22 protein-coding genes are annotated in these 23979 nt (G+C 61.1%); 15 read left to right on the top strand and 7 right to left on the bottom strand.

What is annotated here, in order from left to right:
- Nucleotides 1–150 precede the first annotated feature (150 nt).
- Nucleotides 151–1203, bottom strand: a complete 1053-nt coding sequence (locus AC5ZG1_RS00005) for an HlyD family secretion protein (protein WP_496131641.1) — start codon at nt 1201–1203, stop codon at nt 151–153.
- Nucleotides 1204–1610: 407 nt separating this feature from the next.
- On the opposite strand from AC5ZG1_RS00005, the gene dinB reads away from it, so the two are divergent.
- The 15 genes from dinB to AC5ZG1_RS00080 all read left to right on the top strand — a co-directional run bounded on the left by dinB (nt 1611) and on the right by AC5ZG1_RS00080 (nt 17724).
- Nucleotides 1611–2858, top strand: coding sequence for a DNA polymerase IV (gene dinB / locus AC5ZG1_RS00010; RefSeq protein ID WP_496131642.1), 1248 nt, complete (start codon nt 1611–1613; stop codon nt 2856–2858).
- A gap of 198 nt (nt 2859–3056) precedes the next feature.
- The gene (locus tag AC5ZG1_RS00015) at nt 3057–4109 is read left to right on the top strand and encodes an NAD(P)-dependent alcohol dehydrogenase (RefSeq protein WP_496131643.1); all 1053 of its coding nucleotides are present in this window, start codon (nt 3057–3059) and stop codon (nt 4107–4109) included.
- A gap of 618 nt (nt 4110–4727) precedes the next feature.
- Nucleotides 4728–6398: an aromatic/alkene/methane monooxygenase hydroxylase/oxygenase subunit alpha gene (locus tag AC5ZG1_RS00020; RefSeq protein WP_456641163.1), complete on the top strand. Its 1671-nt coding sequence runs from the start codon at nt 4728–4730 to the stop codon at nt 6396–6398.
- An 80-nt stretch (nt 6399–6478) separates the two neighbouring features.
- Nucleotides 6479–7519, top strand: coding sequence for a 2Fe-2S iron-sulfur cluster-binding protein (locus tag AC5ZG1_RS00025; RefSeq protein ID WP_130224113.1), 1041 nt, complete (start codon nt 6479–6481; stop codon nt 7517–7519).
- Between the two features lie 55 nt (nt 7520–7574).
- On the top strand, nt 7575–8645 hold the full coding sequence (locus AC5ZG1_RS00030) for an aromatic/alkene monooxygenase hydroxylase subunit beta (RefSeq protein WP_496131644.1): 1071 nt from the start codon (nt 7575–7577) through the stop codon (nt 8643–8645).
- Nucleotides 8646–8651: 6 nt separating this feature from the next.
- Nucleotides 8652–9023: an MmoB/DmpM family protein gene (locus AC5ZG1_RS00035; RefSeq protein ID WP_130224117.1), complete on the top strand. Its 372-nt coding sequence runs from the start codon at nt 8652–8654 to the stop codon at nt 9021–9023.
- Between the two features lie 137 nt (nt 9024–9160).
- A complete protein-coding gene (locus tag AC5ZG1_RS00040; protein WP_456641161.1) occupies nt 9161–10183 on the top strand; it encodes an amidohydrolase family protein in 1023 nt (340 codons plus the stop codon).
- Nucleotides 10184–10188: 5 nt separating this feature from the next.
- Nucleotides 10189–11025 (top strand): metal-sulfur cluster assembly factor, encoded by an 837-nt coding sequence (locus tag AC5ZG1_RS00045; RefSeq protein ID WP_496131645.1) that lies wholly within the window; start codon nt 10189–10191, stop codon nt 11023–11025.
- Nucleotides 11026–11122: 97 nt separating this feature from the next.
- Nucleotides 11123–12754 carry a molecular chaperone GroEL gene (locus tag AC5ZG1_RS00050; RefSeq protein WP_130224123.1) on the top strand — a complete coding sequence of 544 codons (1632 nt, stop codon included), beginning with the start codon at nt 11123–11125 and terminating at the stop codon, nt 12752–12754.
- A 64-nt stretch (nt 12755–12818) separates the two neighbouring features.
- The gene (locus AC5ZG1_RS00055; RefSeq protein WP_496131646.1) at nt 12819–13424 is read left to right on the top strand and encodes a hypothetical protein; all 606 of its coding nucleotides are present in this window, start codon (nt 12819–12821) and stop codon (nt 13422–13424) included.
- Nucleotides 13425–13545: 121 nt separating this feature from the next.
- Nucleotides 13546–15588, top strand: coding sequence for a sigma-54-dependent Fis family transcriptional regulator (locus tag AC5ZG1_RS00060; RefSeq protein ID WP_496131647.1), 2043 nt, complete (start codon nt 13546–13548; stop codon nt 15586–15588).
- A gap of 13 nt (nt 15589–15601) precedes the next feature.
- Nucleotides 15602–16051: a hypothetical protein gene (locus AC5ZG1_RS00065; protein ID WP_496131648.1), complete on the top strand. Its 450-nt coding sequence runs from the start codon at nt 15602–15604 to the stop codon at nt 16049–16051.
- 26 nt (nt 16052–16077) lie between these two features.
- Nucleotides 16078–16371 carry a hypothetical protein gene (locus tag AC5ZG1_RS00070; protein WP_496131649.1) on the top strand — a complete coding sequence of 98 codons (294 nt, stop codon included), beginning with the start codon at nt 16078–16080 and terminating at the stop codon, nt 16369–16371.
- Nucleotides 16372–16379: 8 nt separating this feature from the next.
- A complete protein-coding gene (locus tag AC5ZG1_RS00075; protein WP_496131650.1) occupies nt 16380–17495 on the top strand; it encodes a WD40 repeat domain-containing protein in 1116 nt (371 codons plus the stop codon).
- 46 nt (nt 17496–17541) lie between these two features.
- Nucleotides 17542–17724: a hypothetical protein gene (locus tag AC5ZG1_RS00080; RefSeq protein ID WP_130224135.1), complete on the top strand. Its 183-nt coding sequence runs from the start codon at nt 17542–17544 to the stop codon at nt 17722–17724.
- A 14-nt stretch (nt 17725–17738) separates the two neighbouring features.
- On the opposite strand, the gene AC5ZG1_RS00085 is transcribed toward AC5ZG1_RS00080, so the two are convergent.
- From AC5ZG1_RS00085 to AC5ZG1_RS00110, 6 genes are read right to left on the bottom strand one after another with little or no spacing between them, the layout of a single operon-like run.
- Complete coding sequence (locus AC5ZG1_RS00085) at nt 17739–18773, bottom strand: Bug family tripartite tricarboxylate transporter substrate binding protein (protein ID WP_496131651.1); 1035 nt, start codon at nt 18771–18773, stop codon at nt 17739–17741.
- On the bottom strand, nt 18766–19905 hold the full coding sequence (locus AC5ZG1_RS00090; protein ID WP_496131652.1) for a mandelate racemase/muconate lactonizing enzyme family protein: 1140 nt from the start codon (nt 19903–19905) through the stop codon (nt 18766–18768). The genes AC5ZG1_RS00085 and AC5ZG1_RS00090 overlap by 8 nt, the downstream gene beginning before the upstream one ends.
- 9 nt (nt 19906–19914) lie before the next feature.
- On the bottom strand, nt 19915–20877 hold the full coding sequence (locus AC5ZG1_RS00095; RefSeq protein ID WP_456641151.1) for a hydroxyacid dehydrogenase: 963 nt from the start codon (nt 20875–20877) through the stop codon (nt 19915–19917).
- Nucleotides 20870–21766: a fumarylacetoacetate hydrolase family protein gene (locus AC5ZG1_RS00100; protein ID WP_456641150.1), complete on the bottom strand. Its 897-nt coding sequence runs from the start codon at nt 21764–21766 to the stop codon at nt 20870–20872. Before AC5ZG1_RS00100 ends, AC5ZG1_RS00095 begins: the two co-directional genes overlap by 8 nt.
- 15 nt (nt 21767–21781) lie before the next feature.
- Nucleotides 21782–22921, bottom strand: a complete 1140-nt coding sequence (locus tag AC5ZG1_RS00105) for a mandelate racemase/muconate lactonizing enzyme family protein (protein WP_456641149.1) — start codon at nt 22919–22921, stop codon at nt 21782–21784.
- A 59-nt stretch (nt 22922–22980) separates the two neighbouring features.
- On the bottom strand, nt 22981–23949 hold the full coding sequence (locus tag AC5ZG1_RS00110; RefSeq protein ID WP_496131653.1) for a Bug family tripartite tricarboxylate transporter substrate binding protein: 969 nt from the start codon (nt 23947–23949) through the stop codon (nt 22981–22983).
- Between the last annotated feature and the right edge of the window lie 30 nt (nt 23950–23979).

A 23979-nucleotide genomic window follows, 5' to 3' on the forward strand; every position in this document is an offset into this window, starting at 1 on the left:
CCCGGATGACCGGATGGCTGAAGACCGTTGTGAGAACCACGAACGCGAAGAGAGGCACGCCAAAGATCAAAAGCAGCGCCACACGATCGTGAAACAGCCATTGGCACTCGCGCTGTGCGACCAGCAGAAATCCCGGTCTTGACGCCAGCCTCATTGCCGCGACCGCCAGTCGAGATAGGCACTCATACCCGGTCGCAGCTCGGGCACCGGCTGGACCGGGTAGGCACGAATCGAAAACGTCCGCAAATCGAAATCGCCCGAAGCACGCGTGGCCCGCCAGCTCGCATATTCGCCCTTGGTTGCAATAAGCTTGACCTCGACGGTGATGCGGCGGTCATCGAGAGCCGGAATGCGGACATCAAATCGATCGCCGACCTTCAAGCCCTTGACGAGATCCTCGCGAAGATCGAAGTGAATCCAGACGTCGCCCAGATCGATCAAGGTAACCAGCGGCACGCCCGGCGATACGTATTCGCCAGGCTCAATATTGCGCTGATAGATCTGCGAGGCGACGGGGGCATAGACCACGAGTTGATCGATGATCGATTGAACGCTCTGGATATCGGCATTGGCCTTTTCGACGTTGGCCCTGGAGATCGCCCGCTCCTCCTTTGTGTAGCCATTGACAGCCTGGTCGTAGGACGATTTGGCCTGATCGACTGCGCGCTCGCTTTCGTGCAGCGTGTCGGTCACTTGGTCGAGACGGGCTTGCGGCGCATTGCCTTGCTGGGTCAATGTGTAGGTACGGTCAAAGGTCTTCTGGGCAAGCACCTGGGCAGCCTGCGCCCGCTCCATTGCCGCTTTCCGTGCGGCAATGGTTTCCACCCGTGTTCCGACGAGGACGTTGGCAAGTTGAGCCTCGGCGACAGTCTTTGCTGCCTTCATTTGCTCGTGTTTGGCCAGAGTTTCGGGATTGTCGATCCGCACGAGCACAGCGCCAGCCGGAACGTTCTGGCCACGTTCGACGGGAATTTCCTTGACCCGCCCGTCGACACGCGCGGCTATATCCAGCCGCGTTGCATCGACCTCGCCCTGGACGAGCAGTGGTTCCGGTCGCAAGAGATAGAAGACAGAGAGCGCGACGACGGCAGCTGCAACGATGCCGACAATGATGGAAGGAGCGCGCGTCGCGGTGCGGGTGTTTTTCTCTCCGTCCCTTGGTGCGTCGGACGTACTTTGAATTTCCTTGTCAGAGATCGGCATGTCCGCGCCTGATTCCCCTTTGCGTGACCGGGGTAGTCGTTTGCTAGCCTTGGTTGTTAGGTCTGTCCAATCTCGATCCGCTGAATTCCGCGAGCAAAAAGATCAACTATCGGCAGGGTGCATGTCAACCTCTGCCCTTATCAGGTACCGTCCGCTCGTCACTGGGGATGATGGTCTCGTCTCGATATCGGTATGCTGTACGGAGACCTGATGACGGCCGTGCAACAGGAGCCTTTCGCTCAATCGCGTTCCCGTGAGCTGAAGAGAGAACGGTCGCTCAACCAGGCCCAGGCTTGAGCAGCCAATAGCTTCTCAGCCTTTGTGAAACCCGGCTTGACACGCGTTCCAACATGTTCGCATTATGTTCTCAGTGAATTTCGGTCAAATTTCACCGGTGAACGCTCTGGATGGCAACGGCGGCCACCATCCTTCATGCAGACCTTGATGCCTTTTACGCCTCGGTCGAGCAACTGCTCGATCCTTCGCTGCGCGGCAGACCTATCGCTGTCGGTGGCGGGGTTGTGCTTGCTGCCTCATACGAAGCCAAGGCGTTCGGGGTTCGAGGTGGTATGCCGGGACGGCACGCACGCCAGCTATGTCCGCAACTCACTTTTGTCGGCGGCCATTTCAAGGACTACCAACGGCTGGGTGATGCTGCCATCAAGGTGATCGGCGATTTCACGCCACTGGTGGAGCGTATTTCCATCGACGAGGCGTTTGCCGACGTTGCCGGCTGCACCCATCTCTTCGGTACGCCCGCCGAAATTGCAAAGACAATCCGCCAACGCGTGCGGATGGAGATCGGTCTTGGGATCTCGGTCGGTGTGGCGCGCACCAAGCATCTGGCGAAAATTGCCTCGCAAGTGGCGAAGCCAGATGGGCTCGTGGTCGTGGATCCCGACACCGAGCTGGAGTTCCTTCACCGCCTGCCCGTCGAGCTGATGTGGGGAGTGGGTCCCGTCACGAAGGCGCAGCTCGCCGAAATCGGCGTGCTGACCATCGGGCATCTGGCAAAGACACCGGGTTGGTCGCTCGAGCGCTTGCTCGGTCCCGCTGCAGGCGAGAAACTCGCGGCGCTGGCATGGAATCGCGATCCGCGGGAGATCAAGTCTCACTGCCGGGCCGGATCGGCAGGGGCGCAGTCAGCGATTGGCAGGAAGCCGGCCGAAGAGCGGGTTATTCGACCCACGCTGCTTCACCTCGCGGACCGCATCGCTACGCGACTCCGGGCGAAGTCCAGGCCCGGTCGAACCGTGACGGTCCGCGTTCGCTTCGCCGACCTGAGCTCGGTGACGCGCTCGGTAACGCTCGATGCGCCGATCTCCGCGACCATGATTCTTGCTGAGATCGCCGAGGAACTGGTGCGAGCGATTCTTGCAGATCATCCGGACCAGAAGACCATCTCGCTATTGGCGATCTCCGTGTCGCATCTTGAGGAGCACTGGGATCTCGAGCTCGAACTCCCGCTTGAACTTCAAGATGAAGCGCGCCGCCCCGGCACCAGGATAGGCATGGCCCGTTGGGCGGCTGATTGCGCCGTCGACAAGATCCGCGATCGCTTCGGATGGGATGCGATCGGATACGGCCCGGCAGCGCTTGGCATTTCTCGTTCCGTGCCCGACGAGTTTCGCAAACTCGCCGAAAAAGACCTCTAACCCTCGAAAGCCTTGGCCCGACAAGCGACCGGTGGGTACGAGCTCCTATTTACCAGCTAGCCGCCAGCGGCAAAGACCTCGCCGTTCCTGACGTGCTTAGATGCGCGCGCTTGTGCTGTACAGCTCCGCTGGCACGAAAAATGCTGAGGCGCCTCCGCGATGGCGAGCGCAAAGCTCGCCGGGCAGACGGAGGACAACATGAGAGCCCAAGTATTGAGAGCGTACGACGAGAAGCTTTCCAACGACCAGTGGGTCAGCGAAGAAAAAGCGCCTGATCCCAAGTTGACTAAATCGACTGATGTCATCGTCCGCATCGGTGGTGCTGGCGTATGCAGGACCGACCTTCATATCATCGAAGGTGTATGGAAGCCGCATATGGATCCGACCGGCGACAAACTGCTACCCATCATCATGGGACACGAAAATGCAGGTTGGATCGAAGAGGTTGGCAAGGAAGTCGAGGGAGTAAAGAAGGGTGACCCGGTCATCGTTCACCCGAAGATCACCGGTGGCACCTGTCTCGCGTGTCGCCGAGGCTTCGATATGCATGGTCCCGGCACGTTTCCGGGGCTTGATTGCAACGGCGGCTATGCAGAATTCCTTTGCACCTCCGAACGCAATATTGTGCCGCTGCCACGGACTCTTGCACCAAAGGATGTGGCGCCTTATGCGGATGCGGGCCTCACGGCCTATCGCGCGGTCAAGAAGGCCTCTCGTCACCTTTTGCCGGGCGAATCCTGCGTCGTAATCGGTGCAGGTGGGTTGGGCCACATCGGAATCCAGTGTCTCAAGGCGATGTGTGCGGCCGATATCATCGTTGTCGACAAGTCCGAAGCGTCGCTGAAGCTGGCCGAAAAATCGGGCACCGACCATCTGGTGAAAGCTGACGGCAACGAAGTGGCAGCCGTTCTGGCATTGACTGCCGGAAACGGCGCGGAAGCCGTGATCGATTTTGTTGGCGAGAAAGGCACGACGTCCAAGGGGCTGGCGATGACCCGCCCGATGGGCAGCTACTACGTTGTTGGCTACGGTGAAGACATCCGCGTTCCGACCGTGGATATGGTGATCACCGAGAAAAACATTATCGGCAACCTGGTCGGTACATGGGCCGAGCTAACGGAGTTGATGGCGCTTGCGGATCGGGGTTTGGTCGAACTCGCAACCGCCGAATATCGCCTCGCGGACGCCAACAAGGCACTGCACGATCTCAACGCCGGCAAGATCCATGGACGCGCAGTTTTGATTCCTTGACAAAGAGTTCTAATCCATCGCGGGCATCCGTTTGCTCGCGATGGATTTGGCGTCCGCCCGTCATATGCCATGGCGGACTTGGTCCAAGCGAGTGACCGCTATTGCGGCGCAAACATTGCGATGCAAACTGACGCCTCTGCGTTGCAGCGATTCTCATTTTGCAATTCCTGTCGCAATTTGCGTCTCGATCAGTCGTCAAGCCGAGAGCCGTGCGGGCGCGACCGTCACTCATCTCACGCTCACGTCATCAGAAATCATCTGGCGAGGCGCTCGGACGAGCTGGCACGCCCATTGCAAAGCTCCTGAGCACAACAACGCTGACTGGTCCATCGTCTGGGGCGAGCCGCGAAAAGAACGAGGGAAGGGGATGTCGAGCTGAGGGCGTATCTTCTGCGGGACAACGCAATTGCGATCGAGGCCGCTGGTTCCATGATCGCTGCTGATCGTCCGCAGGGCGCTCCACAGTCATCCTGAGACCCTTGCCGATATCAAACGTCCGGTCGTGAGAACGGCCGCGAGGTGGCCCGTAACGCACGGGTAAGCACTGCCCGGCCCGTCGAGGCGCAGGGCAGGCGGAATATCGATGTGGTTTCTGACTCGATCAGGAGGATAGACTAGATGTCTGGAACGCTAACGCTCAACAAGATCACCGCCCAGCGCGGCATTTCCGTCGGTGACGCTGCAAAGAAGATTGCAGATCTCGGCTGGAATCCTTCCTACGTCCAGGAAGCGATGACCTTCCCCACGGACTACAAGATCACGAAGGCGCCGAAGGACCCGATGAAACAGGTCCTTCGCTCCTATTTCCCGATGCAGGAGGAAAAGGACAACCGCGTCTATGGCGCGCTTGATGCGGCCCTGCGCGGCGACATGTTCCGCAACGTCGAGCCGCGATGGGTCGAGTGGATGAAGCTGTTCCTGGCGATCATCCCGTTCCCCGAGATATCGGCGGCGCGCTCGATGGCGATGGTCGGCCGTCTCGCTCCGGGTGAGGATCTCCGCACCGGCTTCACGATGCAGATGGTCGACGAGTTTCGTCACTCGACGATCCAGATGAACCTCAAGAAGTGGTACATGGAGAACTACATCGATCCGGCCGGGTTCGATATCACGGAAGAGGCGTTCGGCAAGTGCTACGCCACCACGATCGGCCGTCAGTTTGGTGAGGGCTTCATCACCGGTGACGCAATCACTTCGGCGAACATCTATCTGACCGTCGTGGCTGAGACTGCCTTCACGAACACGCTGTTCGTGGCGATGCCGTCCGAAGCCGCTCGCAACGGCGACTACGCGCTTCCGACCGTGTTCCTTTCCGTGCAGTCGGACGAAAGCCGGCACATCGGCAACGGCCATTCGATGCTGATGTCCATGCTCAAGGAGCCCGACAACCATCTGCTGATCGAGCGGGACCTGCGCTATGCCTTCTGGCAGAACCACGCGATCGTCGATGCCGCGATCGGAACCTTCATCGAGTATGGAACCACGAACCGCGACAAGACCAAGGAGTCCTATGCGGAGATGTGGCATCGCTGGATATTCGAGGACTATTATCGCACCTATATGCTGCCGCTCGAGAAATACGGCATCAAGATCCATCATGACGACGTCCAGACAGCCTGGAAGCGCCTGACCGAGAAGCACTACGTGCACAGGGTCGCGCAATTCTTCGCGGTTGGCTGGTCGGTGAACTTCTGGCGGATCGAAGCTCAGACCGACAAGGACTTCGAGTGGTTCGAGCATAAATATCCGGGCTGGTACGCCCAGTTCGGCGAATTCTGGAAATGGTACGAGAAGCTGTCGCATCCCGGCCAGACCAACATCCTCTTCAACAGCGATGTCGGCTACGTCTATCCGCATCGTTGCTGGTCGTGCCTGGTGCCTTGCCTGATCCGTGAGGACATCGTTACGGACGAGATTGACGGCAAGCTCTATACCTTCGCGCATGAGCTGGATCGCTGGACTGCCGTGCAGGCATTCGCCGGCGAATACGAGGGACGACCGACGCCCGCGATGGGCCGGTTCAGCGGACGGCGGGAATGGGAAAGCTGCTACGATGGCTGGGACCTCGCCGATGCGATCAAGGACCTCGGCTTCGTCCGCACTGACGGCAAGACGCTGGTGCCGCAGCCACACCTGCGCTTCGACGAGAAGGAGATGTGGACGCTTGACGATGTCCGCGGCCACACCTTGAAGAGCCCGCTGCTGACGCTGCGAGAAATGAGCCCGGCCGACCGGGAGGCGCATCTCGCCGAGTATCGCAAGGGATTCACCATCAATCCCTGCAACTGACCCAAACGGAAGGAGCCGGCTCGGTCGGCTCCTTCTCTCAATCCCTGAAAGTTCTGCAAGCCTTGGTTTGAGGAGGCCCCATGGGCGCGCCCGCTAATGTCGTTCGCCTGCATCCGGTAGGCATAGAATTCGAGGTCGAGGAGAACGAGACCGTCCTTGATGCCGCCTTCCGCCAAGGCATCGCGTTGCCGCATGGTTGCAAGGAGGGACAATGTTCAGCGTGCAAATGCGTCCTTACCGAGGGCGATGTGGAGCTGAAGAAATACTCGACGTTCGCGCTCAACGAGATGGAGCGCGGTCAGGATTACATTTTGTTGTGCCGCACGTTGGCCTACTCGGATCTTGAAGTAGAGCTCCTCAACTATGACGAAGAGGTGCTGTCGAAATCGATACCGGTCAGGGACTTCACGGGCACAGTGACGAGCGTCTCCGCGCTGACCCACGACATCAGGCACCTTGAGATCTCGCTGGAGCAACCTCTGAAGTTCTGGGCGGGTCAATATGTCGACATCACGCTCGCGGGGGCAGAGACGATTACGCGCTCGTTTTCCATGGCAAATTCGCCGCTCGAAGGCCAAAAACTCGCATTCATCATCAAGAAGTACCCGAACGGACGTTTCTCCTCCCGGCTCGACGGGGACCTTGCCCTCGGAACCAGGGTCGGGATCAGGGGACCTTACGGCACCTGCTTCCGGCGAGAAAACCGAAACGGAGCCATGATCCTGGTCGGGGGCGGATCGGGAATGTCGCCGCTCTGGTCAATCCTCCACGATCACATCAGCTCCGGGGAAGCGCGTCCAGTGCGCTTCTTCTACGGAGCCCGGACGCAGAACGACCTTTTCTATCTCGATCGCTTTGCAGAACTCTCGGCAAAGCATCCGGATTTTACGTTCGTGCCTGTCCTCTCTCACGCAGCCGACGACACAGCCTGGCGCGGGGAAAAGGGCTTCGTGCATGAAGCGGTCGGGGCACACCTGCGCAGCTCGGGATACGGGGAAGACGTCGATGTCTATGCCTGCGGACCATCGCCGATGATCGAGGCGCTGACGCCGGTGCTGCAGATGAACGATGTCGAAGCGGACCGCATCTTCTTCGACAAGTTCACGCCGGCCACCAACTGAGACTTTCCGAGTGCCGGTCCGTCAAGTGCAAAGCCACCAATGGGAGGAGGAGACTATGACTGCAGTTCCAAGCGTTTCAGTGGGATCCGGTGCAGCAGGCGCTGCGGTGTTTCCGGATTCGGACAGCCGCAGGTACAGGTATTTCGAGCCGCGCAGCAAGCGGGCGACGCACTACGAGGACGTGACCGTTGATGTGCAGCCGGATCCGGAACGCTACTTGCTGCAGGACTGGATCATCTCCTTCCCCAACGGGAAGGGCGCCTACACCAAGGACAACACTGCGGCGCTGAGCTCGAACTGGCATGCATTCCGTGCGCCCGACCAGGAGTGGGAGCGCACCCACTACCAGCGTCAGTCCAAGATCGAAGGGATGGTTCAATCGGTGATCGCCAACGGCCGCAAGTCCGGCGCGCCGAAGGCTTTCAACAAAGCGTGGGTCAAGATTCTGCAAAACCACCTCGGCGCGTGGAAACATGTCGAGTTCGGCCTCGGCACGTCGCTGATGCAGGCTCAGCGCTACGGCTATACGCAGATGATCAACAATGCGACATTGACCAACTCGTCCTACAAGCTTCGCCTTGCGCAGGACATCACGCTCTATCTCGCCGAGATCGGAATGGACATTCCGGGCTTCGACGACGCGGCGGGCAAGCGCACCTGGTTGGAAGACAAGGGCTGGCAAGGCGCAAGGGAAGCGGTCGAATCGATCATGGGTTCGTCCGACTATCTCGAGCAATACTTCGCCATCAACATCGTGTTCGAGCCGCTCGTCGGCGAGCTGTTTCGTAGCGGCTTCCTGATGCAGGTGGCCTCGTCGAACGGCGACTTCATCACGCCGTCCGTCATTTCGGCGGCCGAGGCCGACTATGAGCGCAATCTCGCGAACACGATCGACCTTCTGCATCTTCTGGTGACCGACAATCAGCATGCCACCCACAACAAGAACCTGTTCCAGGGCTGGGTGGACAAGCACGTGGCGCTCGCCAACAAGGCGGCCGCCGGCCTGCAGCCGATCTGGTCGCAGCCGCATTCGAAGCCGGTGCAGTACGCCGACGCCCGCGCACAGTCGGTCGAACGCATCAAGAAGATCCTCGGCGAGCTCGGTCTCGTCCTTCCCAAGGAGTAAATTGCAATGTCCGTTGCTTCCAGAACTGCGACCAACCAGAACATCTTCCAGAAGATGGGAGACATCGTCTTCGACCAGACGATTTCTCATCAGTGCGGCGTCACGATGAATGACAGCGTGGAAGCGCGTGCCATCGCCGAGTTCATGGCGAAGAAGCCGAACGTGACCGTGACCTACCAGCCGGCCCTGATCCGCATCGACGGCGAGGGCAAGCTGGTCTTCAAGATGGATGAGATCAGCGAAATTCTCGGCAAAGACATGACGGCCGAGATCTTCGAAGTGAACACCTCGACCCATTATGGCCGAATGGTGCGTATCGACGACAATACGGTGACGCTGTTCGGCAACATGGAAGAGGTCTTCGAATACATCGAGTGACCTCTTGCAAGTGACCTCTTGCAACTCCCGAGCCTGGGTGGGGTCGTATCCTGGTGACCGCGGCCCCACCAATTTCTCGCACGGTCGGCGGTCCCGACGTTGATGGAAAAGCGCTTAGCAAAACCTTGGAGATTATCATGTTCATAACCCCCACCGGCGAGGAAGTCTTCGTCATCGATGGGCACACCCATTTCTGGGACGGCAGTCCGGCGAACCAGCGGAACATTCACGGCAAGCAGTTCATTGACTGCTTCTACGCCTATCATACCTCACTCAGCCCGCCGGATAAGCTCTGGCCCAAGGACCAGTTCGAGAAGTACAGCGCCGAGCAGATGTACCACGATCTGTTCGTCGACGGCCCGGACGATATGGCGATCGTGCAGTCGACGTACCTTACCGAATTCTACAAGAACGGGTTCAACACGATCGACCGCAACGCCGAAATGGCGAAGCGGTACAAGGATCGCTTCATTGTCAACGGCGCCTTTGATCCGCGGGATGGAGAGCGGGCGCTCGAATACATTCATTATATGAAGGAGACGTTCGGCATAAAGGGCGTGAAGCTCTATACGGCGGAGTGGAAGGGCGAGTCACGGGGCTGGAAGTTGACCGATCCAAACGCCTATCGTTGCCTCGAGCTCTGCGAAAAGCTTGGCATCAAGAACATCCACGTCCACAAGGGGCCGACCATCATTCCATTGGACAAGGATGCATTCGATGTTCACGACGTCGATCATGCAGCCACCGACTTCCAGGGTCTTAATTTCATCATCGAGCATTGCGGCTTGCCGCGACTGGACGATTTCTGCTGGATCGCTGTGCAGGAGACCAACGTCTATGGCGGCCTCGCGGTGGCGCTCCCGTTCATCCATGGCCGTCCACGCTATTTCGCCGAAGTGATCAGCGAACTGCTGTTCTGGGTCGGCGAAGACAAGCTTCTTTTCGGCAGCGATTACGCCATCTGGACGCCCCGCTGGCTCGTCGAAAAATTCTGGAACTTCGAGCTGCCCGACGATCTGAAGCAGGAGCACGGCGTCGATCTGACGCTGCAGGCAAAGAAGAAGATCCTCGGTCTCAACGCCGCGCGCCTCTACGGGGTGGATGTCGAGGCGCAGAGGGGCAAGCTCGCGGGAAGCGCGCACGCAACCGCGGCGGAGTGACAACGATGGACGCTGTCCTTCTGCATCATGACCGAAGGACCCGCGAGGTATGGGAACGCCTCGCGCTGGTCACCGATCCCGAGCTCGACGAGTCGGTCACCGAGCTTGGATTTGTTGAGCTTGTCAATGTCGATGATGATGGCGGGGTCGATATCGTCTTCCGCTTGCCGACCTACTGGTGCTCAGCGAACTTCGCTTTCCTCATGGCCGACGACATGCAGCGGGCGGTGTCTTCGCTGTCGTGGGTTAGCGAGACGCGACTGCAGCTTCGAGATCACATGGTCGCCGAAGAGATCAATCGTGGCGTCAGCGAGGGCAAATCGTTCGGCGACGCGCTCCGGGACTTTGCTTCCGGAGGCTCGCTTGATGAGGTGCGTGAGAAGTTCCGCCGCAAGGCGTTCGAGCGACGCCAGGAGGTCATGATTCTGGCGTTGCGAGAGGCTGGTCATGACGACCAGGCGATTTGTCAGATGAATCTAGGCACCTATGACGAAATCGCGTTCGGTTCGGAGCAGGCCGCGCGCCAGAAGCCGCGCTATCGCGAACTTTTGGTTGAACAACGCCTTGCTAGGCGGCCTGGTGATCAGGTCTTCGTCAGTTACGAGGGACATCCGATCAAGCGCCGCAAGCTTGCTTCTTATCTGCAGCGGTTGCGGGGGGTGCGGATCAACATGGAGTTTAACAGCTCGTTGTGCAGGGGCCTTCTTGCGGCGCGCTATCGCGAGCCCGACGGCGATGCGGGGCAGACTGCCGTCGACGTGGCGCCGTGCGGAGGCTGCGGCAGTGGCTGTGCCGTGCGGGCGGCCGGGCCAGTCGAGAAGCATTCCACCGCGGTTGCATGAGGTGACGCGCCTCGTGCTTGCGGGTGCCAACAACCGGAGCGGTCAGCAAGTCCGCCCGACCAGACAAAAATAGATAGCCACGTGGGAGTGAAACATAATGGCGAAAGTTCTGCTGCATGACATAGAAGCCCGTCGCGCTCTTGCGCGCGGAGTCCAGAAGCTTGCCGCCGCGGTCGAGTCGACCCTAGGTCCCAAGGGCATGAACGCAATGGTCGACAGGCCAATCGGCACCCCCATGGTGTCACGCGATGGCGTCACAATTGCCTCGGAAATCGAGTTGCCTGACCGTTTCGAGAACATGGGCGCGCAGGTGGTGCGTGAGGTCTCGATGCAGACCAACGAGGTCGCCGGCGATGGTACAACGACGGCGATGGTGATCGCAAACGGCCTGATCCAAGGAGGCGTTGCAGCCCTGGAGCGCGGCGCCAAGGCGGTCGATCTCTGCAAGGGGATTGACCGGGCCGTCGAGGTCGTTGTCGAGACTCTCAAGAGTGGGGCAATTGCTGTATCCGATCGCAAGACACTGCAGGCGGTGGCGACGATCGCCTCTACCGACCCCCATCTTGGCGGTCTAATCGCGGAGGCGGTGGAGCGTGTCGGCAAGGATGGCATCATTAGTTCCGATTACGGGCTGACGACCAGCACGACGCTCGAAGTGGTCGAAGGCATGTCGTTCGACCGTGGTTACATCTCCCATCACATGGTGACAGATGTCGAAAAGATGGAGGTGGTGCTGGATCAGCCCTACATTCTCCTGACTGACTTGAAGATCAAAGCTCCGGGCGAACTGTCGGCGGTGCGCGCGGCGGTCGCCTCGACCGGGCGACCGCTTGTCATCGTCGCTGAAGAGATCGCGCCTGACGTCGTCGTCACGCTGCTTGGCGATGGTAACCGCGGCAAGGTTCTGGTGGTGAATCCACCCGACTACGGCCACTGGCGCAAGGCGATGATGGACGATCTCGCTATCATAACAGGGGGACGGGTCATCGCTCGCGAGCTTGGCGGCAAGCTGGAAGGCGCCAGCCTTGCGGATCTGGGAACCGCGCGACAAGTTCGGGCAAGTGGACGCGAAACGGTGATCATTCGCGGCGGAGGCGATGAAGCGGCGATCGCGGCGCGGCGCCAGCAGGTGGCGAAGCAGTACGATCTGGCACCACCCAATATCGAGCAGGACAAGCTCAAGGAGCGCCTGGCGAAGCTCTCGGGAGGAACGGCGGTGATCCTCGCGGGTGGCGTGACGCCCGTCGAGCAAAAACGGACGATCCAGTTGATCGACGATGCGCTCAGTGCGGCGCGTGCCGCAGCCGAGGAGGGCATCGTGCCGGGCGGCGGCACCGCATTGGCGCAGTGCGCGCCGGTGGTCGTGCGCACGCTCGGCAACGTCAATGGCGACCTCGGCGAGGGCATCAAGTTGGTGCGCGAAACACTATCCCGTCCCGCCGCATTCATTGCCCGGAATGCGGGCTATGATGCGGAGAAAGTCGTGGCCGACCTGCTGAGCGCACCCGCGGGCGTGGGGTTCGATGCCGCCAACGGTGTCTTCATCGACATGGTTTCAGCCGGCATCGTCGATCCGGTGCGGGTGACGTATACCGCGCTTCGAAACGCGGCTTCCGTTGCCACGCTGGTGCTGACCACCAACACGCTTGTGGCGGACGTGCCGCAGTACATCGACCCGACCCAGGGACCGGCACTGGGGGGCGGGGCAGAGAAGCTAGGGCGCGCGTGAGGCATTGTATGCGGTCAGCGTTCCGCATCGTCGTCTGACGATCCATACCTTTGTGATCGAATGATTGGACGGTGACAATGAGCGAGAACGGGCTACAATCTTAAAAAGCTCCGGCGTGAGCCGAAGGAGGCAGTGCACAAGCCTCCACGGTCATCCGACCGGGCGGGAGGAAAACATGGTCCACATCATTTCCAAGCGCGATGGTCCGCGCCGGGAAGAGGTCGCGGCGAAGGACTTCATTCGGAAGAACCGCACGAAGATCGACGCGATCGCCAATCATCTGACGGCTGGGCGCTGGCAGGAATTGCGCAATTCCGCACCCCCGCCGCAGCCTCAGCCATCAGGCAAGCTCTGGTTGACGCCGCCGGGCCGTCCCAGAGAGTTGGAACCATATGTGCGGATCAGCCTTAACGGCCGTGTCGTCATCGCTGATCTCGCGTCGGGGCGGCAACTCCATTTTGTCGGCGAGCTGCGCGGAACGGGCCAATCGCGATACTTCGCTCTCGCGACGCGCGAGAACGGAATCTTCGATCCGCTGGATGAAGAGCTCTGCAAGGTCCTCGCCGACCTTGAAGGAGTGAGCGTGCCCGATGAGGTGTCCGAGGAACGCCTGGAACAGATCATCGCCAGCCGTCTCGGGTTGGATGCGATCGCCAAAAACGTCGAATGATCTCCGTAAACTCGGCCTGTGGGGATGACGATTCCGATCAGGTCCGGTTCAGGTCGTTTCTGCCGATCGGGTTGCTGTTTGCCAACGTACGTATGGTGCTCCAATGCTGACGGAAACGCTCATGGCCAAGCCGCCGTTTTCCCTGGAAGGCTACAAAGTTCCGGGCGCCACGGATACGGAGCAGGGGCGGCCATACGATGAGCGAGAAACCAACAGGGCATGGGAAAACTTTTTGACGTTCGGGGACCTCAGGCGCGAGAACGCGCCAGTGCGAGGCGTCATCGAGGAATCATGGCAGCGCAGTGTCCAGTCCGGGGTCAATGCTCATTGCAAGGGCAGCAATCTCGTCGCCTCGCCGGATGATCTCTACGAGCTGCGTCTGAAGAATGATGACTTGCTTGGTTCGAGTGCGGAGACCTTCCGCCGCGTCGCGGAGGTGCTCGGTGACGCCGCCACGATGGTCGTCATCACAGACAGGAACGGCGTCGTGCTGGACGTGGGGGGCGATCAGCGGACGATTGATGCAGGCCACGATATTCGCCTGGAAGTCGGTGCAGCGTGGGGCGAGACGGTTACCGGCACCAACGGCATTGGCACAGCACTCATCACGGGAAAACCGGTTCATGTCCATGCGGCCGAGCACTTTTCGGAGGGCATCAAGGCATGGACCTGTGTCGGCAGCCCGATTCGTAGTCCGATCGACGGCAGCATCATCGGCATTGTCGATTTTTCCGGACCTCAGGCGATCTTTCACCGGCATAATGTCGCGCTCGCGGTGGTCGCGGCCAATCATATCGAGCTCGCTCTCTCGGAGAAGATTCGCATCGAGAGAATGCAGCTACTCGAGGCCAGCATTTCTCGAATGCCCGGGATGAACAGCGCGGACGGCGTCGTCATTCTTGATCGGTTCGGCAGGGTCGTTCATCACAACGACATGGCCTCGGTTCGCTGGCGGCGGATTGCGCAATCGCAGGACTTGAGCATCGGAACGCAGCTTCTCCCGAGCAGCGACGGCTTCTTGTCCAGAGAGCTTGCGAATGGGCTGCCTGAGGAACTGCGGGAGCAGCGGATCGAGCCATTAGTGGTCGACGGCGTGGTGAAGGGCGCGATGCTGGTGCTCGCATCGAGGCCGCGCGTGAATCTTGCCGTATCCCAGATGTCGCCGACAGCCCACGCCGCACTCATGTCGGCCAAGGACGCAATTGTCGGATGCAGTGAAGCATTGCTGCAAACAGTCGAGAAGGTTGAGCGGGCGGCGCTCGGCCGGACAGCAATCCTGCTCGAGGGCGAGACAGGCGTCGGTAAGGAGCTATTTGCCCGCCTGGTTCACGCCGCCAGCCAGAAGACGGGCAAGGAGCCCTTCGTTGCCCTCAATTGCGGTGCGGTATCGAAAGAGCTTCTCGGCGGCGAATTGTTCGGCCATGCGCCAGGCGCCTTCACCGGCGCTACGCGCGAGGGCAGGCCTGGACGGTTTGAATTTGCCAATGGCGGCGTGCTCAGCCTCGACGAGATCGGTGAGATGCCACTGGATCTGCAGCCCTATCTGCTCCGTGTGCTGGAAGAGCGCGCGGTCTACCGGCTCGGTGACAGCAAGCCGCGCCCTGTGGACGTCCGGCTCGTGGCGTCGACCAATCGGAACTTGAAGCAGGAGGTGGCGGAGGGACGTTTCCGAAAGGATCTGTATTTCCGGATCGGTGTCGTCAAGTTCATCATCCCGCCGCTCCGCGAGCGCTTGGGCGATGTCGAGATACTGATCGATCACTTCAACAGACAGTTCGCCGCGACCTATAGCACCGAACCGCTGCGTTTCGAGGCCGCCACGATGGAATTGCTGCGGCGCTATAGCTGGCCGGGAAACGTTCGCGAGCTGCGCAATCTGATCGAGAACCTTGTTCTTATGACACTCACCGGCATCGTCACTCCCAGGGACTTGCCGGAGGATTTCCGGGAAGCTGCGGCTCAGCCACTTCAGGCGCGCTTGCCGGCGGAGGATGGCCCAATATCGGAAGGTGACGAGATCGCGCGCTTCGACGAAATGGAGCGCCGGGCCATCGAGAGGGCCGTCGCAAATGCGGGCGGCAATATTGCCGCCGCCGCCGAAAAGCTGGGGCTTTCGCGCGCCACGCTGTATCGCAAACTGCATCAATACCGCTCGCGGAGCTGAGGACAGGGCAGGCATGGCAACTGTCTGGGATGAGCAGAAGAGCGGAGGAGAGCCGGTCGCCGCGGCGACGCTGGCGTCGCAGATTCTTGTCCGCGCCGACAGCGACGTCACCTTCATGGTGCACCTGATCGGCGAAAGCCAGAATCTCCTGGTGCGGCATTTCATCGTGTTCATCGAGACCGAACTCGCAAAGCGCGGCATCAGCTACGGCGTACACCCACTATTGCGCCCCTTCATCGAAACGCATGCACGCGAGCTGACCGATTTCGTCTTGCAGGGTATCGGCTTGCGACATCAGTTCGGCCTGCAGACGCTCGAGACGATGGCCGGCGATCCGGCGCGGTTGCTGCGGGTCGATCTGTGGGACTCGCTGCAATCTCACATCACTGATGCGCAGCAACACTTCGTATCTGACGTCGGTGGCCTGCAGCGAATCCTGGTTCAAGTCGAGACGGATTCATGAGTGATGATTCTCCGACGCTTGCCGAAATGCTGAAGCAGCGGTTGCTGTTCGTTCAGGAGATATCGTCCGCTCAATCGCGCAGCCTTCTGAACCGTCAGCTTGGCGGCGGGGCGGAGTTCGAGATTCAGCGGATCGAGCAGGAGATTGCGGCAACAGGCGCCTCGCATGCGCTCGCCAAGGAGCTAGAGGACGCGCGCGGACGCCTGCAAAACGCAAATGCCAAAATGGCGGCATGCGACGCGCATTGCGCCGCGCTGGAGCAACGCCTCGAAGAACTGGACAGGTGGATTGCCGCCGCGGGTCAGCCCCTCCGAATGTGAGGCGATCGATGGATACGATGGAAGCAGAGACCGTAACGCTCTATGAATTGCTTGGCCGGCACTGGACTTTAGGCGCGCTCGTTACCAGTGTGGCGTTCGACCTGGCGGGACAGGTAGTTGCGTTCGCCCTCGCCGATGGGGCGCTGGCGATAGCTCCCCTGACTGATATCGAGCCGCCGCAGGATCGCTGTCGTATCGCGCTCGACGAGGGCCGAACAACGATTTCACCGCGACGAAAACCGGTGCCGCCGTTGACGAAAGTCGCAATCAGCGATGCTCCGTTTCATCTCGCCCCGATCGGAGCTTCCGGCTTTATCGCAAGTGATCGCAGCCGATTGGTCGGCGTGTCGGCATCCGGCATCACGCAGTTAGCCGCAAACCATGGTTCCCCTATCGATCTCGTCACCCCAGTGCAGGCTGGGGGTATTCTGGCTGCTTCTGGCGGGTCAGTCATATCCTATGATTCCAATGGCGACGTCGGCTGGCTGCAAGAGCGTGCGGGAGGAACTGCATCGGCAATCGCCGTATCATCGGATAGTCGGCGCTTTGCGATGGGGGTCGACGGCTGTCTGCTTGTTCGTGCCTTCGGGCCACGACCCGAGCCGGCGGCTTCATTCGATTTTGGCTCCATCTCAACCTTGTCATGGAGTCCCGACGGAAGCTGGCTGGCCATATCGGTCGCAAAAACGGGCATCGTGTTGGTGCGCCTTTCCGATGCGCGGATCGTCCGGATTCCCGGCTATCCTGCCAGCGTTGCGTCTCTTTCGTGGAGTGCAGACTCCCGCGTCCTTGTGACGAGCGGGGGCTATCGGGTGATTGCGTGGGACGTTTCCAGCCTCAGCGATGCCAGCGAACAGCCGACCAACCTCGCGACCGCCCGCGCCAGATTCGTCCTCGTCGAGGCGGTGGATATGCACCCGGAGCGTCACCTGGTGGCAGCGGGTTACGGCGACGGCATGGTCGTTGTCGCCAGGATCGGAGACGCCGACGAACTCATCGTCAAACCGCCCGGTCGAGGCCCCGTACACAGCTTGCAATGGTCCCGCGATGGTCAGCATCTTGCATTTGGAACAAGCGGCGGGGAGGCGGCGATCGTGACGTTTCCGCCGCACATTTTCAAATAGCCGAGCCTAAGTGGCGAGCCTTGCCGCGATCATCAGGAGGGAAATCATGACAGCTACCCGATCGCCAAATGAAGCCGAAAGCAAAGATCAATTCTTCAAGGAACTGGCGGAACTTTCTGAGCGAATGATCGCCGCCCATGGAAAGGAGTTTTCGATGGGCGCCCTGGTGCTGGCGGCAAGGTTCATCGCCGAGAACAAACCATTCGGGCGAAGCGCAGTGACACAGTGACGTCCAACGAAAGTTCACTCCGGCTGAATATTGGCGTCCTTGACGACCTTGGCCCATTTCTGGATCTCGCTGCGAATGTGATCAGCGAATTGCGAAGGGGAGCCGCCGACGGGATCGACGCCCTGATCCTGGAAGCGGCGCTTGACGTCATCCATCCCAAGGATCGCATTCAATTCTGAATTCAGCTTGCGGACGATCTCCGGCTTCATCCCGGCGGGGCCGACGATGCCGAACCAGACCGTGACCTCGTAGCCGGGAACGCCTGCTTCCGTAACCGTCGGAACGCCTTCCGCGAGCGTCGAGCGTGCCGTGCTGCTGACGCCGAGCGCGCGCAACTTGCCGGCATTGACCTGGGGCAGCACGTTCGGCGTGTTGTCGAAGGCCGCATCGATATGGTCGCCGAGCAGATCGTTCACCATCGGTGCGCTTCCCTTGTAAGGGACGTGCACGATATCGATCCCGGTCATGCTCTTGAACAACTCCATCGAGAGGTGGTTCGACGAACCGATGCCCGTGGATCCGTAAGAGACCTTGCCGGGATTTTTTCGGGCGTAGTCGAGGAAATCCTTGATCGAATGGATCGGCATGGCGGGTCTTACAACGAGAAGATTCTGCGTCTGACCCGCAAAAATCAGTGGGGTGAAATCCTTCACGGTGTCGTAAGGCAGGCTCCTGTAGATGCTGGGGTTAGAGCCGAACGGAAACGCCACGCCGAGCAGGGTGTATCCATCGGGCGGGGATTTGGCGACCGCGTCGGTCCCGATCAGCGTGCCGCCGCCCGGGCGGTTCTCGACGACCACGGGAACGCCCCAGGCCTCCTGGAGTTTTTGCGACACGATCCGTCCCAGCGTGTCATTGAACCCGCCCGGTGGATAGGGAACGATGTAGCGGATCGTGTGGCTGGGGTAGGTGTCCGGATCGGCCGCTGCGGGCGCGGCCGGGGTCTGCGCGGAGGCCGCGCCGGTCAACAGAAGAAGGAACGCGCCGCAGGCGAAGTAAGCAAGACGCGTTGCGCGCGATTTGACTTCAGCCTGCAGCGGTTCAGACATAGCAAGGGCCCTCGATCAGTGGATGTGCGTTGATGAACGCCTCGTTGATCTCGACCCCGAGGCCAGGTGTTTCAGATGGTTTGACGCAACCCTCGGCGTCGAGCTTGTACGGAACGCCGCCGACCTCGTCGCGGAACGGATTGTGCTTGGCGACGTCGCCCTCGAAATAGCCGGGGGCATCGACCGCCGCGAGCACGTTGATGGTTGCCGCCATGTTGATGCCGGTCGCGGAGGTGTGCGGGTTGAAGGACAGCTTCCACGCATAGGCCATCCCGGCGATCCGCATCGCCTCGGTGACGCCGCCGGTCTTGGACAGGTCCGGCTGCACGAAGCTGACGGCGCCATCCTCGATCAGGCGAGTGAATTCGAAGCGCGTAAAGTGGTTTTCGCCGGCCGCCAGCGGCGTCGAGCCGAGCGAGGCGGCGGTCCGGTACGAACGATAATCCTGCGCCGGGAACGGCTCCTCGAGCCATCCGATCTCCAGCTCGTCATAGGCCGGCATCACGCGACGTACGTCGTCGACCGTGTAGCCGGTGTTGGCGTCGACCAGAATTTCAATGGCGTCTCCGACCGCCTTGCGCACCGCCGTGGCGCGGGCGACGTCGTCGCGCGGATTGTCGCCGACCCGAAGCTTGATCGCCCGATAGCCCTGCGCGACGTAGCCCAGCGCCTCCTGGGCCAGCGACTCCGGCGCCTGCCATCCGAGCGAGATGCCGCCGGCATAGGCCTTGATCGGCTTTGAGGCGCCGCCGAGCAGCCGGTACAATGGCCAGCCCGCCGCCTTGGCGCGGATGTCCCACAGCGCCAGATCGAGGCCGCTGAGCGCCATCGCGGCGGCGTAGCCCATGCCATGGCTCGCCAACTGCATCTGGTAGACGCGCTGCCAGACGCCGACCACGTTCATCGCATCCATGCCGACGACCAATTCGGAGATCGTGGTGTCGATCAGCTTGGCGATGGCGCCGGGGCAGCGGCCGTGATGGGCTTCGCCCCAACCAACGAGGCCTTCATCCGTCGTGACTTTGACCAGCACCGCGTCGCGCTTCACCGCGCGGCCGATGCCCAACCTGACGTTCTGGCCCTGCGGTACGGGATAGGAGATCGGGACCGCCTTGATCGATGTGATACGCATTTTAAGACCTCAGACCGCTTTGTGTTCGGGATTGACGAGATTGAGCGGCTGCTCGCCGCGCAGGATTCGGAGCATTTCTTCGGCCGAGCCAACCGCCATCGCACGGCCGCTGGTGGCGGTGATCCCTGCGATATGCGGCGTCAGCAGCAGGTTGGGACAATCGAACAATGCGTCGTCGGACGGCAGCGGCTGGACATCGAATACATCGAGCGCGGCACCGGCGAGCTTGCCTGACCGCAACGCGTAGATGATGGCGGGCGTGTCGACCACGGCGCCGCGCGAGACGTTCACCAGGACGGATTGCGGCCGCATGTGCGCCAGCAGATCGTGGCTGACGAGCCTGCGTGTCTCGTCTGTCAGTGCGCAACAGACCACCACGGCGTTGCTCCGCGCGAACAGCTCCACGAGCGTGACTTCCTCGACATCAGGCGGCAGCGATCCCTTTCGGCGCGACGTGCCGAGCACAGTCATTCCAAAACCGTTGCTCGCGATGGAGGCGACGCGGCGCCCGATTGTTCCGACGCCGAGGATGCCGAGCGTCGTTCCGCTCAACTCGGTGAGGCCGTCTGCCATCGCGCGGCTGGTCGCCCAGCCTTCGGCGCGCATCAGCGTGTCCACGCGCTGCAACGGCCGCCGCAGATGCATCAAGGCCGACATGACATATTCGGCCACCGCGTTGGTGTTGCTTCCGGGCAGGTTCGCAACCGCGATGCCGCGTGCCGTGGCGGCGGCGACCGGGATGAAGTCGAGACCGACGCCGTGACGGACGATAGCCTTCAGACGCGGTGCATGATCGACGATGTCGTCGGGCAGTTTCGCGCGCACGATGATGCCGTCGGCATCCGCTGCCCATTGGCGCAGTGTCTCCGGCCTGGTGTCCGGCGCGACGATCAACCGAACGTGCGGGGTGAGAATCGCCTCGCCATCAGGGTGCATGGCGTTGGTCAGGAGGACGACGGGTTTCTCAGGCATCTGGCGCAGGCCCCTCGATGATTGGATTTTGCAGGCGGCCGAGGGCTTGAACCTCGACCTCGACGGTCGAACCAGGCCTGAGCCACGCCGGCGGCTTGTGCAGCCCGGCCACGCCGGCCGGCGTGCCGGTGGCGATGATGTCGCCTGGTTCGAGCGCCTGTTGCCGCGACAGATAGGAGACGAGGTCGGCGACGTCGAATAGTATGTTCGCCGTCGAACCGGACTGCAGCATGCGGCCGTCGACTTTCAGCGTCACGGTGAGCGCGTGCGGATCTGGTACCTCATCGCGGGAGGCGAGGTAAGGTCCGAACGGACCGAAGGTCGGGTAGTTCTTGCCGCGGTCGAAATGGCCGTCGGCCTTGATGATCTCGCTTGCGCTGACATCGTTGAAGCAGCCATAGGCGACGACGTGATCGAGCGCACGCTCCTTGCTGACGTTCTCGGCGCGCGTGCCGATCACGGCCGCGAGTTCCGCCTCGTAGGTGACCCCGCCGATCGTTGCCGGCAGCACGATGGGCTGTTCCGGCCCAATGATCGTTTGCGGTGCCTTCATGAACAGCACCGGTTTCTCGGGCGGCGCCATACCGCGTTCAGCCAGCGCGTCGCGGTAGTTATGTGCGATTCCGAAGATGCGCCGCGGCGCCGGCAGGGGCGCCATCAGCGTGACCGCCTCGCGCGAAAGCCGCGCTGCCGCAGCGAAGCCGTGCACGCGAATGCGTTCCACGACTTTGGGCAGGTCGGCTTCGATCAGGGCCTGCACCTGCGGTGCCGCGCCGCCGAGGGCTTCGCCCATCGCCGGATGCGCAAGGTCGACGATTATTTCGCTGCCGTTGTCCAGCAGCACGCCGGCGCGCGTAAAGCCTTGCTCGCTGAAGGTGACGAATTTCATGAGCGGACCATCGGTTCACGCCACCCGGTAGCGATCGATCACGCCGCGATCGATCTCGATGCCAAGTCCGGCGCCGGTCGGCACCGCGACCTTGCCCTTGACCTGGACGATCGGTTCGACCGCCAGGTGATCGCGAAACGGGTTTTCCTCCTGCTCGAATTCCAGCATCGGCGGCATCGGAAACAGGCTCGGCGGCTGGTTCGGGATCGACGCCAGGAAGTGGATGGTGGCGGCAAGGCCGACCGCGGACCCCCAGGCGTGGGGGACGCATTCCACGCCATGCGTCGTGGCAAGCGTCGCGATCTTCTTGCATTCGGTAATGCCGCCCGCCGCGCAGACATCGGGCTGCACGATATCCATCGCCTTGCGCACGATGGCGTCGCGGAAGCCCCATCGGGTGAACTCGTTCTCGCCGCCGGCGACCGCCATGTCGAGCGCGCGCGAGACCTCCACATAGCCGTCGATGTCTTCCGGCGAAATCGGCTCCTCGAACCACTCGATGTCGAGCTCTTCGAGCTTGCGGCCGAGACGGATTGCAGCCGGCACAGTGAAGCAGTGATTGGCGTCGACCATCAGCTTGATGCCGGGGCCGATCGCTTCGCGTACGGCTTTCACGCGCTCGAAGTCACGCTTGATTGAACCAAGCCCGATCTTCATTTTTATTGCCTTGAAGCCGGCCTCAACGTAGCCCGTCGCTTCCTCGACCGCTTCCTCGACCAGCCGGTTCATGTCGGTGAAATAGAGCCCGGTGGCGTAAGCATCGACCTCGGTGCGGAAGGCGCCGCCGACAAGCTTGTGCACAGGCTTGTTGCAGGCTTTCCCGATAATGTCCCAGAGCGCGATGTCGATGCCGCTGATGGCTGCGATCGACATGCCCTTCGGCCCGTAATCCTTGATCCGGTTGTAGAGATCTTCCCAGATCACCTCGACGTCGAAGGGGTCGTGGCCGATCACGCGCGGGGCAAGCTGGGTTTCGATAAAGGCTTTCGCGACCGCTGACGGGCCGTAGCACTCGCCCCAGCCGACGATGCCGTCAGCGGTCTCGATCTCGACCAAGCAGGTGCCGCGCGTCTTGTAGAGCCAGCCGCGCGAGGAGGTGAAAGGACGTTGCACCGGAGCGGCGACGACGTGACAGGTGATCTTCTTGATGGACAAGCGCGTGAACCTTGGTTGGAGAGCGTTGGAGTTAAGAGCAGCGATTCCGCCGCATCAGCCTATTCCTTCGGAAAGACCTGAGACGCCACAGTGCCGAGCGTGGCCGCGACGTTGTCGACTTCCTTGGTCAGCGCATCGCCGGTCAGGTCGTCGACAAGGAACACGTTCTTCTTAGCGAATTCCTTGAAGCGCGGATCCTGAATGGCGGCGCGAAACGCGGTGACCAGCTTGGTGCGGACATCGTCGGGGAGGTTTGCCGGACCAACGACGTAAGCCATCTGGACGACGGGGCCGTAGGGAAAGACGTCGTAGCCCTTCTCCTTGAAGGTCGGTACGTCCGGAAACATCTCCAGCCGCTCATTGGCGAAGATGCCGATCGGCTTCAGCAGGCCTTCCTGGATCTGGCCAAGTGTTTCCGACGGCTTCAACACGCCGGAATCGACGTGCTGACCGAGCAGGTCGGCCACCACTTTCGATCCGCCGGTGTAGGGCACGTTGACGAAGTTCACGCCCGCCGCGCGCGCGGTCATCAAGGCGAAGATGTGGTTCAGATTGTAATTGCCGGGGGTGCCGATCGTGACCTTGTCGGGATTGCCCTTCATGTACTTGATGAAATCGTCGAGCGATTTCTGCTCGGCCTTGGTCGAGACCAGGAGCATCAACGGATCGGTCGAGACGCGCGCGATGTGGGTGAACTGCGCATTCGTCAGCGGCGCCTTGCCCTGCGCCATCAGCGCCAGCGTCGAGCTGGTCCCCATGCCTAGCGTGTAACCGTCCGGCGCTGCGCTTGCGACCCGACGCATGCCAATCACGCCGGTCGCGCCGACGACGTTCTCGATGACGATCTTGATCCCATGTTCGCGCAGGATCGGATCGAGCGCCCGCGCCGCGACGTCGTTCGAGCCACCGGCGTTCCACGGCACGATGAAGGTGATGTCCCGCTGGGGATAGTCCGACTGACCGTAGCTGGCGGGCGCCTGGAGCATCGAAATCAGGCATGCCAGAGTGATCGCGGCAACTTTTCTCATCGTGGTATTTCCTCCCGTTTTGTTGTTTGT

It is taken from the genome of Bradyrhizobium sp. Leo78 (assembly GCF_059512425.1).

Bases quoted from the DNA above. Each gene is read 5' to 3' on its own strand.
- AC5ZG1_RS00005 (WP_496131641.1), bottom strand. From the start codon at position 1,203: ATGCCGATCTCTGACAAGGAAATTCAAAGTACGTCCGACGCACCAAGG.
- dinB (WP_496131642.1), top strand. From the start codon at position 1,611: ATGGCAACGGCGGCCACCATCCTTCATGCAGACCTTGATGCCTTTTAC.
- AC5ZG1_RS00015 (WP_496131643.1), top strand. From the start codon at position 3,057: ATGAGAGCCCAAGTATTGAGAGCGTACGACGAGAAGCTTTCCAACGAC.
- AC5ZG1_RS00020 (WP_456641163.1), top strand. From the start codon at position 4,728: ATGTCTGGAACGCTAACGCTCAACAAGATCACCGCCCAGCGCGGCATT.
- AC5ZG1_RS00025 (WP_130224113.1), top strand. From the start codon at position 6,479: ATGGGCGCGCCCGCTAATGTCGTTCGCCTGCATCCGGTAGGCATAGAA.
- AC5ZG1_RS00030 (WP_496131644.1), top strand. From the start codon at position 7,575: ATGACTGCAGTTCCAAGCGTTTCAGTGGGATCCGGTGCAGCAGGCGCT.
- AC5ZG1_RS00035 (WP_130224117.1), top strand. From the start codon at position 8,652: ATGTCCGTTGCTTCCAGAACTGCGACCAACCAGAACATCTTCCAGAAG.
- AC5ZG1_RS00040 (WP_456641161.1), top strand. From the start codon at position 9,161: ATGTTCATAACCCCCACCGGCGAGGAAGTCTTCGTCATCGATGGGCAC.
- AC5ZG1_RS00045 (WP_496131645.1), top strand. From the start codon at position 10,189: ATGGACGCTGTCCTTCTGCATCATGACCGAAGGACCCGCGAGGTATGG.
- AC5ZG1_RS00050 (WP_130224123.1), top strand. From the start codon at position 11,123: ATGGCGAAAGTTCTGCTGCATGACATAGAAGCCCGTCGCGCTCTTGCG.
- AC5ZG1_RS00060 (WP_496131647.1), top strand. From the start codon at position 13,546: ATGGCCAAGCCGCCGTTTTCCCTGGAAGGCTACAAAGTTCCGGGCGCC.
- AC5ZG1_RS00065 (WP_496131648.1), top strand. From the start codon at position 15,602: ATGGCAACTGTCTGGGATGAGCAGAAGAGCGGAGGAGAGCCGGTCGCC.
- AC5ZG1_RS00070 (WP_496131649.1), top strand. From the start codon at position 16,078: ATGCTGAAGCAGCGGTTGCTGTTCGTTCAGGAGATATCGTCCGCTCAA.
- AC5ZG1_RS00075 (WP_496131650.1), top strand. From the start codon at position 16,380: ATGGATACGATGGAAGCAGAGACCGTAACGCTCTATGAATTGCTTGGC.
- AC5ZG1_RS00080 (WP_130224135.1), top strand. From the start codon at position 17,542: ATGACAGCTACCCGATCGCCAAATGAAGCCGAAAGCAAAGATCAATTC.
- AC5ZG1_RS00085 (WP_496131651.1), bottom strand. From the start codon at position 18,773: ATGTCTGAACCGCTGCAGGCTGAAGTCAAATCGCGCGCAACGCGTCTT.
- AC5ZG1_RS00090 (WP_496131652.1), bottom strand. From the start codon at position 19,905: ATGCGTATCACATCGATCAAGGCGGTCCCGATCTCCTATCCCGTACCG.
- AC5ZG1_RS00095 (WP_456641151.1), bottom strand. From the start codon at position 20,877: ATGCCTGAGAAACCCGTCGTCCTCCTGACCAACGCCATGCACCCTGAT.
- AC5ZG1_RS00100 (WP_456641150.1), bottom strand. From the start codon at position 21,766: ATGAAATTCGTCACCTTCAGCGAGCAAGGCTTTACGCGCGCCGGCGTG.
- AC5ZG1_RS00110 (WP_496131653.1), bottom strand. From the start codon at position 23,949: ATGAGAAAAGTTGCCGCGATCACTCTGGCATGCCTGATTTCGATGCTC.